The 12904-nt window shown below is 36.4% G+C and carries 11 protein-coding genes; all 11 read left to right on the forward strand.

The genetic code is table 11. The features are described from left to right. Positions 1-86: 86 nt before the first annotated feature. The 11 genes from phoP (at position 87) to dnaI (ending at position 12866) form a co-directional block, all read left to right on the forward strand. Complete coding sequence (phoP, locus tag AC3WTI_RS15915) at positions 87-806, forward strand: two-component system response regulator PhoP (RefSeq protein WP_087957147.1); 720 nt, start codon at positions 87-89, stop codon at positions 804-806. Further along, the gene (gene phoR, locus AC3WTI_RS15920; RefSeq protein ID WP_087957146.1) at positions 799-2562 is read left to right on the forward strand and encodes a sensory box histidine kinase PhoR; all 1764 of its coding nucleotides are present in this window, start codon (positions 799-801) and stop codon (positions 2560-2562) included. Before phoP ends, phoR begins: the two co-directional genes overlap by 8 nt. Positions 2563-2845: 283 nt before the next feature. Next, the gene (gene polA / locus AC3WTI_RS15925; protein WP_142286672.1) at positions 2846-5479 is read left to right on the forward strand and encodes a DNA polymerase I; all 2634 of its coding nucleotides are present in this window, start codon (positions 2846-2848) and stop codon (positions 5477-5479) included. Positions 5480-5491: 12 nt separating this feature from the next. Then, positions 5492-6322: a DNA-formamidopyrimidine glycosylase gene (gene mutM / locus AC3WTI_RS15930; RefSeq protein WP_087957144.1), complete on the forward strand. Its 831-nt coding sequence runs from the start codon at positions 5492-5494 to the stop codon at positions 6320-6322. Between the two features lie 72 nt (positions 6323-6394). Then, positions 6395-7027, forward strand: a complete 633-nt coding sequence (ytaF, locus tag AC3WTI_RS15935) for a sporulation membrane protein YtaF (RefSeq protein ID WP_087957143.1) — start codon at positions 6395-6397, stop codon at positions 7025-7027. Between the two features lie 53 nt (positions 7028-7080). Beyond that, positions 7081-7683, forward strand: a complete 603-nt coding sequence (gene coaE, locus AC3WTI_RS15940; protein WP_087957142.1) for a dephospho-CoA kinase — start codon at positions 7081-7083, stop codon at positions 7681-7683. A gap of 109 nt (positions 7684-7792) precedes the next feature. Further along, positions 7793-8821, forward strand: coding sequence for a glyceraldehyde-3-phosphate dehydrogenase (locus tag AC3WTI_RS15945; protein WP_000198979.1), 1029 nt, complete (start codon positions 7793-7795; stop codon positions 8819-8821). Between the two features lie 388 nt (positions 8822-9209). After that, the gene (speD, locus tag AC3WTI_RS15950) at positions 9210-9593 is read left to right on the forward strand and encodes an adenosylmethionine decarboxylase (protein ID WP_002003660.1); all 384 of its coding nucleotides are present in this window, start codon (positions 9210-9212) and stop codon (positions 9591-9593) included. Positions 9594-9877: 284 nt separating this feature from the next. Then, positions 9878-10339, forward strand: a complete 462-nt coding sequence (gene nrdR / locus AC3WTI_RS15955; RefSeq protein WP_001203687.1) for a transcriptional regulator NrdR — start codon at positions 9878-9880, stop codon at positions 10337-10339. A 148-nt stretch (positions 10340-10487) separates the two neighbouring features. Continuing rightward, the gene (locus tag AC3WTI_RS15960) at positions 10488-11894 is read left to right on the forward strand and encodes a replication initiation and membrane attachment family protein (protein WP_097840820.1); all 1407 of its coding nucleotides are present in this window, start codon (positions 10488-10490) and stop codon (positions 11892-11894) included. 33 nt (positions 11895-11927) lie between these two features. Next, complete coding sequence (gene dnaI, locus AC3WTI_RS15965) at positions 11928-12866, forward strand: primosomal protein DnaI (protein ID WP_087957140.1); 939 nt, start codon at positions 11928-11930, stop codon at positions 12864-12866. The last annotated feature ends 38 nt before the right edge of the window (positions 12867-12904 follow it).

Genomic DNA, 12904 nt, shown 5'->3' on the forward strand with positions numbered 1-12904 from the left:
AGGGACCTTGTTTTCTAGTATGATGAGAATAACGGGGAAAATACTAGGATGAAGAAGGTTTCAAGTCTATAACTTGGAGGAAAAGAATGAACAATCGTATTTTAGTAGTTGATGATGAGGAATTTATCTTAACTTTAATTGAATTTAATTTACAACAAGCTGGGTTTGAAGTGATAACAGCGATGGATGGAGAAATGGCGCTTCAAAAAGCGACAACAGAACGCCCAGATTTAATTATATTAGATTTAATGCTTCCAAAAATGGATGGTATGGAAGTGTGTAAAGAATTACGATTGCAGCGCGTTATGACGCCAATTTTAATGTTAACAGCAAAAGATGATGAATTTGATAAGGTGTTAGGTCTTGAACTTGGAGCAGATGATTATATGACGAAGCCATTTAGCCCAAGGGAAGTTGTTGCACGTGTGAAGGCAATCTTACGCCGTACGAAATTACAACAAGAAGAGCAAGTTACAGAAACGTCAGATGAAGAGAGCATCACGATTGCTGAACTCAAAATTTTACCAGAGTTTTATGAGGCTTATTTCCAAGGAAGAAAGCTTGAATTAACACCAAAAGAATTTGAATTACTTGTTTATCTTGCGAAAAATAAAAGTCGCGTATTAACGCGTGATCAATTATTAAGTGCTGTATGGAATTATGATTTTGCTGGTGATACACGAATTGTTGACGTTCATATTAGCCATTTGCGCGATAAAATTGAAAAAAATACGAAAAAACCGACGTACATTAAAACGATACGTGGTTTAGGATATAAATTAGAGGAGCCAAAAGGGGATGAATAAATTTCGTTCCAGGCTTCTTTTTACATTTGTTTCTCTTATTGTTTTTATTTTAGTAGGACTAGGTTTACTGCTGGAAACTGTATTTGAAAACTACTATATAGATCACGCAAAAGAGAGAATGGTAAAAGAGACAGAGTATGTTGCTGTATTAGCAGAAGAACAAGGTTTTGATGATGTTTTAAAAAATCCGTACGTATTTGAAAAGTTAGAAGAAAAAATATCAGCTTCTATTATATTTTTGGATGAAAAAAAGAATGTTCAATATAGCGGAGGAGAACAGTCTGCGTTTAGTCAAGGGGTAATGAAAGAGCTTTCTTCTGAAACAACGAAACAAAGAAATAAAGTCATTACGAAAGAAACAGATCAAAATAATGAATTTTATCATGCGGTGTTCGTTCAAGATGTAGCAGGGAAACAAGGGTACATTTTGGTGAAAAGTACAATTGAGCCTTTGAAAGCTGTTCATCAAAAAACGTGGGGATTATTAATTATCGGATTTGTTATTGCGTGTCTTGTAGTCGTATTTTTAGGTATGAAAATTACAGGGCAATATATTAGGCCGATTGAATCTGTTACGAAAGTTGCTATCGAATTAGCGAAGGGTAATTATAAAGCACGCGCTTATGAAAGTCATTCGGATGAAACAGGAATGCTAAGTAAGGCAATTAATATTTTAGCTCGTAATTTGCAAGAGATGACACTTGAGCAAGAAATGCAACAAGATCGTCTGCATACGCTAATTGAAAATATGGGAAGTGGAATGATTTTAATTGATAGCCGCGGTTATATAAACCTTGTGAATCGTTCGTATAAGGAGACTTTCCACGTAACAGATGAAGAATATTTAGATCGTTTATATTATGAATCGTTTCATCATCCAGAAATTATAGAGCTTGTGGAAGAAATCTTTATGACAGAAGTGAAAGTGCGTAAACAAATGTTATTGCCGCTTGGAATTGAGCGGAAGCATTTTGAAGTATATGGAGCACCGATTATCGGGACGAACCATGAGTGGAAAGGGATTGTCCTTGTATTCCATGACATTACTGAGTTAAAGAAATTAGAACAAATGAGAAAAGACTTTTTAGCGAATGTTTCTCATGAACTAAAGACACCGATTACTTCTATTAAAGGTTTTTCAGAAACGCTCTTGGACGGTGCTATGGATAATAAGAAGTTCTGCGAACATTTCTTACACATTATTTTAAAAGAAAGTGAACGCATGCAAGGGTTAATTGAAGATTTATTAGATTTATCAAAGATTGAGCAACAAGGATTTAAATTGAGTATGGGGACCGTTGATATGAAGGGACTTCTTGAAGACATTCATATGGTGCTTGATAACAAAGCGGGAGAAAAAGAAATCTCTTTACAAGTAAATACGCTAAAACGAGTCTCTGTCATTGGAGATCCAAGTCGTTTGAAGCAAATCTTTATTAATTTAATTAATAATGCAATCGTATATACGCCGGCTGGAGGCGTTGTTTCTGTAGAATTAGCAGAAGATAAATATAATGCTTATATAAAAGTTTCGGATACTGGAATTGGTATTAGTAAAGATGAAATTCCGCGTATTTTTGAACGCTTTTACCGAGTGGATAAGGCGAGAAGTAGAAATACTGGTGGTACAGGCCTTGGATTATCGATTGTAAAGCATTTAGTCGAGGCGCATCACGGTACGATTACAGTGGATAGTGAAGTTGGGGAAGGGACAACATTTACAGTTGTTTTACCAAAATCAGCAACTGAAAAATAGGATGAAGGATGTTTACAATATATTAACAATGGCTTAATTAAATATTAATAAAGCTCTGTTAATATAATACATGAAAACCCCTTCATCCAAGGAGTAATTTTGGACGAGAATAGTTATGCTGTTCTCGTCACTTCCCTTTTATATTAGTAAACGTTTTTATATATGATAGAAAATAGCCGTTATTTCTCTTCTCTCTATTAGTCATGTTAATATAGAGAGAGGAAAGGAACGGTTTTTTTCTGTGAAAAAAATCATTTCAAATTTGCATGGGGAGGTTTCTGATTTGGAAAAAAAGGTCGTATTAGTAGATGGTAATAATATCGCGTATCGTGCTTTCTTTGCACTACCGCTTTTAAATAACGACAAAGGTATACATACGAACGCAATTTACGGTTTTACAATGATGTTAATGAGAATATTAGAGGAAGAAAAACCGACGCATATGTTAGTAGCGTTTGATGCGGGGAAAACGACATTCCGTCATAAAACATATAGTGATTATAAAGGAGGACGTCAAAAGACTCCACCTGAATTATCAGAGCAATTCCCGTTTATTCGTGAGATGCTAGATGCATTCAATGTACCGCGTTATGAGCTTGAAAATTATGAAGCGGATGACATTATGGGAACGTTAGCGAAAGAAGCGAGTGAACAAGGAGCAAATGTAAAAGTTATTTCAGGAGATAAAGATTTACTTCAACTTGTTTCTGATAACACACTTGTATGTATTCCTCGAAAAGGGATTACAGAAGTAGATGAATATACGAAAGAAGCTTTATTTGAGAAATACAGCTTATCACCAAAGCAAATTATCGATATGAAAGGTTTAATGGGAGACCAATCAGATAATATTCCAGGTGTACCAGGAGTTGGTGAAAAAACTGCGATTAAATTGTTAACACAGTTTGGAACGGTTGAAGAAGTGTATGAAAATATAGATCAAGTAAGCGGGAAGAAATTAAAAGAAAAACTGGAAGCAAATAAAGACCAAGCCCTTATGAGTAAAGATCTGGCAACGATTATTACAGATGCGCCGATTACTGTGCATGTGGATGATATGGAGTATAAAGGGTATGAAGCAAGTGATGTCATTCCGATGTTTGAGAATTTAGGGTTTACATCTCTTTTAAATAAATTAGGTGTTACGCCAGAAGAAACGGCCCCAGCTGAATTAGATGATATTACATTTGATATTGTGGAAGAAGTTACAGATGAGATGCTTCAGCAAGATAGTGCGCTTATTGTTGAAGTGCAAGAAGATAACTATCATAAAGCAGACATTCAAGGTTTCGGTATTCAAAATGAAAATGGCTGTTATTTTATTCAAACAGACATCGCTCTTAAGTCAGACGCTTTTAAAGAGTGGCTTGCAGATGGAGAAATGAAAAAGCATACATTTGATGCGAAGCGTGCGATCGTTGCACTGAAATGGAACGATATAGATATGCAAGGAATTGATTTTGATCTATTAATCGCTGCTTATTTACTTGATCCAGCTGATACGGATAAAGATTTCCGTACTGTAGCGAAAATGAAAGAAACGCATGCTGTGAAATCTGATGAAGAAGTTTACGGAAAAGGTGCGAAGCGTGCTGTTCCAGAGCTAGAGATAGTAGCGGAGCATGTAGCTCGTAAAGTGCATGTGTTATACGATGTAAAGCAAACATTCGTTGAAGAGTTAGAAAAGAATGAGCAATATGAACTGTTTACCGAGTTAGAATTACCACTTGCACGTGTATTAGCTGATATGGAAGTGAAAGGTGTAAAAGTTGATACAGAGCGTCTTCGTAATATGGGGGAAGAGCTTGCAGGTAGATTAAAGGAAATGGAACAGGAAATTTATAAGCTTGCGGGAACAGAATTTAATATTAATTCACCGAAGCAACTTGGTGTTATTCTGTTTGAGAACTTAAACTTACCAGTTATTAAAAAGACGAAAACAGGTTATTCTACGTCAGCTGATGTACTAGATAAGCTGATGGATCACCATGAAATTATTCCAAATATTTTACATTACCGTCAATTAGGGAAACTAAACTCAACGTATATTGAAGGTTTATTAAAAGTTGTACATGAAGACACATCTAAAATCCATACTCGTTTCAATCAAGTATTAACGCAAACGGGCCGATTAAGTTCAACGGATCCAAACTTGCAAAATATCCCGATTCGATTAGAAGAGGGAAGAAAGATTCGTCAGGCATTCGTTCCATCAGAAGAAGGATGGATTATGTACGCAGCGGATTATTCACAAATTGAACTTCGTGTATTAGCTCATATTGCAAATGATAAAGGGCTAGTTGACGCGTTCCAACATGATATGGATATTCATACGAAAACAGCGATGGATGTATTTGGCGTTGAAAAAGATGAAGTGACTTCAAATATGAGAAGACAAGCGAAAGCTGTTAACTTCGGAATTGTATATGGTATTAGTGATTATGGTCTTTCACAAAACTTAGGAATTACAAGAAAAGCAGCAGCGGAATTTATTGAAAAGTATTTAGAAAGTTTCCCTGGTGTACAAGAATACATGGATGACATCGTAAAAGATGCGAAACAAAAAGGATATGTGGCTACATTATTAAATCGCCGCCGTTACATTCCGGAAATTACGAGTCGTAATTTCAATTTACGTAGCTTTGCTGAGCGTACAGCTATGAATACGCCAATTCAAGGTACTGCAGCAGATATTATTAAAAAAGCGATGATTATTATGGCAGATCGTTTAGAAGAAGAAGGATTACAAGCGCGTCTTCTTCTGCAAGTACACGATGAATTGATATTTGAAGCACCAAAAGAAGAAATTGAAAAATTAGAGAAGCTTGTACCAGAAGTAATGGAGCATGCAATTGAACTCGCAGTTCCGCTAAAAGTTGATTATTCTTACGGTCCAACTTGGTACGACGCAAAATAAGGAAGTGATGAGATGCCTGAATTACCAGAGGTTGAAAACGTCAGACGGACACTTGAAAATCTTGTAACAGGAAAAACAATTGAGGATGTCATTGTTACATATCCAAAAATAGTAAAACGACCGGATGATGTAGAAATCTTTAAAGAAATGCTTAAAGGCGAGAAGATTGAAAATATAAAGCGAAGAGGAAAGTTTTTGCTTTTATATGTAACGAATTATGTTATTGTTTCACATTTGCGTATGGAAGGTAAGTTTTTATTGCATCAAGAGGATGAGCCAATTGATAAGCATACGCACGTCCGTTTCTTATTTACAGATGGAACGGAATTACATTATAAAGATGTGAGAAAGTTTGGGACGATGCATCTCTTTAAAAAAGGTGAAGAGTTGCAGCAAATGCCTCTTGCTGACTTAGGTCCGGAGCCATTTGATGCTGAATTGACACCACAGTATTTACAAGAGAGATTGCAAAAAACAAATCGCAAAATAAAAGTTGTATTATTAGATCAACGTCTTTTAGTGGGGCTTGGAAATATATATGTAGATGAAGTTTTATTCCGTTCTCAAATTCACCCAGAGCGAGAAGCATCGTCTTTAACAGCAGAAGAAATTGAGCGGATTTATGAGGCGACTGTTACAACGCTAGGCGAAGCAGTAAAGCGTGGCGGTAGTACAATTCGAACGTATATTAACTCGCAAGGGCAAATTGGTTCGTTCCAGGAACTTCTAAATGTATACGGAAAAAAAGGAGAACCGTGTGTAACTTGCGGTACGATATTAGAAAAAACAGTTGTTGGCGGAAGAGGAACGCATTACTGCCCGATTTGCCAGCCAAGAATATAGAAAAGAGATAACATCGGATAGGCATTTGTCATATACATACAGCAGAGCTATGTATAAGGGAGGAGCTTACCGATGTACCTTTATTTATCTCTTATTTTATTAGCTTTTACATTAAGCTTAGATAGCTGTAGTGTAGGGCTAACATATGGTTTAAGAAGTGTAAGAATTCCACTAAGATCAATTATAATTATCGGGATGTGTTCAGCGGCTGTTATGCTTGTTTCAATGGGAATTGGACATATGATCGCGAAAGTATTTTCACCTGTTATCGCAACGCGTATCGGTGGGCTTGTTCTTATTGGAATCGGAATTTGGGTATTATACCAATTTTTTCGAAGTGAGAAAAAAGAAGAACAGAAGCAAGAGGAGAAAGTTTGGAAATTAGAAATTGCTTCACTCGGGCTAGTGATTCAAATTTTACGGAAACCGACTGTGGCAGATTTTGATAAATCAGGGACTATTTCTGCAGGAGAAGCATTGCTTCTTGGTATCGCTCTTTCTATAGATTCGTTCGGTGCCGGAATTGGTGCATCTTTATTAGGGTATGCCCCTGCTATGATGGCGGTATTAGTTGCGGTTATGAGTTCTTTGTTTTTATTTATTGGAATGAAACTTGGAACGGTTTTATCAAATATGAAGTGGTTACAAAAATTTACATTCCTGCCTGGGGTATTACTCATTATTATTGGAATTTGGAAAATGTAAGTATGGGCGTGGAACATTAGTTTCGCGCCTTTTATATTGTGAGGAGGACTATTATGACAGTAGTAATTGGATTAACAGGAGGCATTGCAAGTGGAAAAAGTACAGTGTCTCAAATGTTTCGTGAACTGAGTATACCAGTTATTGATGCGGATATTATTGCAAGAGAAGTTGTAGAGCAAGGGAAACCAGCATATAACAAAATAGTAGAAGTGTTTGGAGCGGAAGTATTACAAGGAGATGGAGAGCTGGATCGTCCAAAATTAGGAAGTGTTGTTTTCTATAATGAAGAAAAACGATTGCAGTTAAACAAAATTGTTCACCCTGCAGTGCGTGAGGAAATGAATAGACAAAAGGAAATGTACATAAAAGAAGGTGCGCAAGCGGTTGTGTTAGATATTCCTCTCTTATTTGAAAGCAACTTAACAAGTCTCGTTGACCGCGTATTAGTTGTAGCAGTTAAGCCGCATACGCAATTAGAGCGTTTAATGAAACGAAATAATTTTTCAGAAGAAGAAGCAACAGCACGTATTCAATCTCAAATGCCGTTAGAAGAAAAAGTGAAACATGCAGATGAAGTGATAAATAATGATGGCACAATTATGGGAACGAAAACACAATTACAGGTGATTTTAAAGGATTGGAACATTATTGACTAAAAAATTGTGAAATTAATGAAAATGCTTAGTGACATATCCCCTTTTTGTGTTATACTATTATTGGGATTGGAGATAAATAGTATAACGCATTCAAGGGGGATAACATATTATGACTCGTGTGGCAATTAATGGATTTGGACGTATTGGGAGAATGGTATTTCGTCAGGCAATAAAAGAAAGCGCATTCGAAATTGTAGCAATCAATGCAAGCTATCCATCTGAAACGTTAGCACATTTAATTAAATATGATACAGTTCACGGCAAGTTTGACGGAACAGTAGAAGCATTTGAAGATCATTTATTAGTTGATGGGAAAATGATTCGCCTTTTAAACAACCGCGATCCAAAGGAATTGCCTTGGACAGATCTAGGTGTTGAAGTTGTAATTGAAGCAACTGGTAAATTTAATTCAAAAGAAAAAGCAATTCTTCATGTTGAAGCTGGAGCGAAAAAAGTTATTTTAACAGCGCCTGGTAAAAATGAAGATGTAACAATTGTAGTTGGTGTGAACGAAGACCAATTAGATATTACAAAACATACTGTTATTTCAAATGCATCTTGCACAACAAACTGTTTAGCGCCTGTTGTTAAGGTGTTAGATGAGCAGTTTGGAATTGAAAACGGTTTAATGACGACAGTTCACGCTTATACAAATGACCAAAAAAATATTGATAACCCACATAAAGATTTAAGAAGAGCACGTGCTTGCGGACAATCAATCATTCCGACAACGACAGGTGCTGCGAAAGCGCTTGCAAAAGTTCTTCCGCACTTAAACGGAAAACTTCATGGTATGGCACTTCGTGTACCAACACCAAACGTGTCTCTTGTTGACTTAGTAGTAGATGTAAAACGTGATGTGACAGTTGAAGCTATTAATGAAGCATTCAAAACTGTTGCAAACGGTGCATTAAAAGGTATTGTAGAATTCAGCGAAGAGCCTTTAGTATCTATTGACTTTAATACAAATACACATTCAGCTATTATTGATGGTTTATCTACAATGGTAATGGGTGATCGCAAAGTAAAAGTACTTGCTTGGTATGATAACGAGTGGGGCTACTCTCGTCGTGTTGTAGATCTTGTAACGTTAGTTGTTGAAGAATTAGCGAAACAAGAAAATGTGCAACATATTTAAGTGAATAAGGGAGAGGGCAAGTGAATATTTGCCCTCTTTTTTTTATTTTTTTCTGAAAAGGAAAAAAATTATATGGGTATATTTTTGGAAGTGGACATACCACGAAACGTTGTGATTACTGTATTTGTGAATCATTTATTTTTTTTAGGGAAAAGTAAAGAGGAAAATATGACAGAAAATCGAAAAAACTGTTGTTGCAAAATGAAAATAAACAAAGTATACTAACACTCGTAAACTTAAGAGCTGAGGTACGTAGTCACTACTTAAAGGGTTAGGACCTCTCTGGACTAACTTTCCCCCGTGGTAGTGGAGCAAGCCAAATTGCAAATTAGTTTTCAATTCGAACAGTTAGAATAAATTTACAAGGGGGAACTGTAGAATGGATACTATGGATACGATGGGTCGTCACGTGATCGCTGAACTTTGGGATTGCGATTTCGACAAGCTTAATGACATGCCGTATATTGAACAATTATTTGTGGATGCAGCACTAAGAGCTGGTGCTGAAGTGCGTGAGGTAGCTTTCCATAAATTTGCACCACAAGGTGTAAGTGGAGTAGTAATTATCTCGGAATCACATTTAACAATTCATAGCTTTCCGGAGCACGGTTACGCGAGTATTGATGTTTATACTTGTGGGGATCGTATTGATCCAAATGTTGCTGCAGAATATATTGCAGAAGGTTTAAACGCGAAAACGCGTGAGAGCATCGAGCTTCCTCGAGGCACTGGTAGCTTCGAAATTAAGCAGAGAGAAACAAAAGCTCTTTAAAAAAGAACATAATTGATTTAAAATGTAAAGAGGTGTATAATGCACCTCTTTTTTAGTTTATAAAAAAGGGAAAATATAACGTACTCGTTAGTTGAATAAATGGAGCTCTTACGAATAAGGTAGCATTCCATCTACCATCTTATTTTCGAAAATGAGGTGGTAAAATAATGCGCTTCAACTTAAAGTGGTAAGAGAGTTAGAATGAGTTATATAATAATGTATATATATTGTCAGATGAAGTAAGTAGAGAAAAATAAAGAGTATAGTGTAAAGGAGTGAATATATTGCGTTGTCCATCCTGTTCTCATAATGGTACAAGAGTGTTAGATTCGCGTCCGGTAGACGAGGGGCGCTCTATTCGAAGAAGGAGAGAGTGTGAAAGCTGTTTAAGCCGCTTTACGACATTTGAAAGAGTAGAAGAGTCACCTCTTATCGTTGTAAAAAAAGAAGGTACACGAGAAGAGTTTAATAAAGAAAAGATTTTACGCGGGTTAATTAAAGCGTGTGAAAAAAGACCAGTATCTTTAAGACAATTAGAAGAAGTAACTCAAAGTGTGGAACGTGAACTTCGTAATTTAGGTATATCAGAAGTGAAAAGTGATATGATTGGTGAAATTGTTATGGAAGAACTGCGTGATATCGACGATGTTGCCTACGTACGTTTTGCTTCTGTATATCGCCAATTTAAAGATTTAAATGTATTTATTGAAGAATTAAAAGATATACTGCAAAAAGAAAGAGAGTAGAATTTGTATTGTATTCTCTTTACATACCGTAAGTAATGAGATAAGAGAGCTAGAAGCGAAAGCTAATAGCTCTTTTTCGCTAAGAAATTATATAATGAAGATTGAATGAAGTAGAGGATAGATTGGATGAGAGAAAGGAAAAGCAAGAATGGAAAAACAGTCATGGATGGAGCTATTGCCGATTGATCGTTATAAAGTAAGTGCGAAAGGGTTATTGCATAATTACGACCGAAAAGTGTTAACGATGTTGTATCAGCCGTTAATAGGTAGTAGAGCTTTTAGCTTGTACATGACGCTATGGGGAGAGTTAGAGCAAGACCGTGTGTTTGGAAAAGAGAATACGCATCATTCCCTTATGGTGACCATGCAAATGCAACTTCCCGAAATATATGAGGAACGAGTAAAGTTAGAGGCAATTGGGCTTTTGAAAGTATATATTAAGAAAGAAAAAGATATTCGAATGTTTATATATGAGCTGCAACCACCTTTATCTCCGAAGCAGTTCTTTGATGATATTGTTTTAAGTATCTTTTTATACAATCGATTGAGTCGGACAAAATATAATCAAGTAAAGCAATATTTCTTAGAAGAAGAATTTGATTTTGTATCTTATGAAAATGTTACGCGTTCTTTTAATGATGTGTTTGGTTCGTTTAATCCAGGACAGCTTGAGCATGCGCAGGAAGACCTTCGTATTCCAAAAGCGACAGCAATGCCAAGTAATGAAAAGGGAGACACTCCGAAAGTTTGGAATGATTTCTTTGATTTCTCCTTATTTGTAGATGGCTTGTCCGCTCTTGTTCCTAAAAAGGCGATTACAGATCAAGTGCGAGAATGTGTCATTACACTTGCTTACGTGTATGATGTAGATGTGTTATCAATGCAAAACATCGTTCTTGGTGCGGTGACAGAGATGCAGACAATTGATATCGAAAGGCTTAGAAAAGGAGCACGTGATTGGTATCAGTTCGAAAACGGTCAAGCGTTACCTGTATTAAGTGAAAGAGTACAGCCTCACGCTGCACGTATGATGAAAGAGAAAGAGCCTTCTACGCAAGAAGAGATGTTAATCAAACAGTTAGAGGAAATCTCACCAAAGCAGTTATTGAAAGAAATCTCTGGCGGTGCAGAGGCAACGAAAGCTGACTTGCAAATCGTTGAAGATGTAATGATCAATCAAAAATTAACACCAGGTGTTGTGAATGTACTTATTTATTACGTTATGCTACGCTCGGATATGAAACTTGCGAAAACGTATGTGGAGAAGATTGCGGGGCATTGGGCACGTAAAAAGGTCGGTACAGTAGCTGAAGCAATGGCATTAGCGAAAGAAGAGAATCGTCAATATCAAGATTGGGCTGAGACTAAGAAAAAAGGTCGTACGTCGAAGAAAACGGTACGACAAGAAATGGTACCAGATTGGCTGAAAGAAGAGCCGAAAGAACAACCGAAAGAAACAGTGAAGAAAGATGTAAGTAAGAAGAAAGATGCAAGTACGTTAGATGATGAACGAAAACGACTAGAAGAAGTGTTAAAAAAATATAAGCGTGATTAATAGAAGAGAATGAACGCTCTTTGAGGTGAGAAAATGGAGCATATTCAAAATTCATTTGCAAAGTTAATGGAAAATGAAAATTTTAAAAATAGATATGAAGTATTAAAGGCGGAAGTAATGGCACATCCGCGTGTGAAAGAATTTATAGACGAACATCAAGGTGAAGTGACAACTTCTATGATTGAGCGCAGTCTTGTGAAATTATACGAATATATTGGACAAAGTGTAGGTTGCGCGGATTGTCCGGATTTAGGTTCGTGTAAAAACATGCTGCAAGGATATGAGCCAAAGCTCGTTATCCAAGGGAAGATGATCGATATTCAATACGATCGTTGCGTTAGAAAAGTAGCATATGATGAGAGAAAGAAATATGAAAAGCTCGTTCAAAGTGTATATATGCCAACTGACATTTTACAGGCAACGATGGAAAACTTAGATCCATCAGATTTAGATGCACGTATTGATGCAATTGGTGCAGCTAATGAATTCCTAAGTACATATGAACCTGGTAAAAAAGTACAAGGTTTATATTTGTACGGTAAATTTGGTGTAGGGAAAACGTATTTGTTAGGAGCAATTGCGAATGAGCTTGCTCGAAAGAAAATAAGTTCGATGCTCGTATACTTCCCTGAATTTTTACGTGAAATTAAAAGTTCGATTCAAGATAATTCAATTGGGGAAAAGATTGATGCGGTGAAACGCGTACAAGTTTTAATGTTAGATGACATTGGAGCGGAAGCGATGTCAAGCTTTGTGCGTGATGATGTGCTTGGTGCGATTTTGCAATTCCGTATGTTAGAAAACTTACCGACGTTCTTTACGTCTAACTTTGATTTCAAGGAATTGGAACATCATTTAACGTATACACAACGCGGTGAAGCAGAACAAATGAAAGCAGCGCGTATTATGGAACGAATTAAATATTTAGCGAAGCCAATTCCAATTGGCGGGAAAAACCGACGTCATAAGTAAAGAGCAAGCTGAGAAGCTTGCTCTTTTTTGTATTAAAT

Source organism: Bacillus sp. EB106-02-03-XG38 (assembly GCF_058792175.1).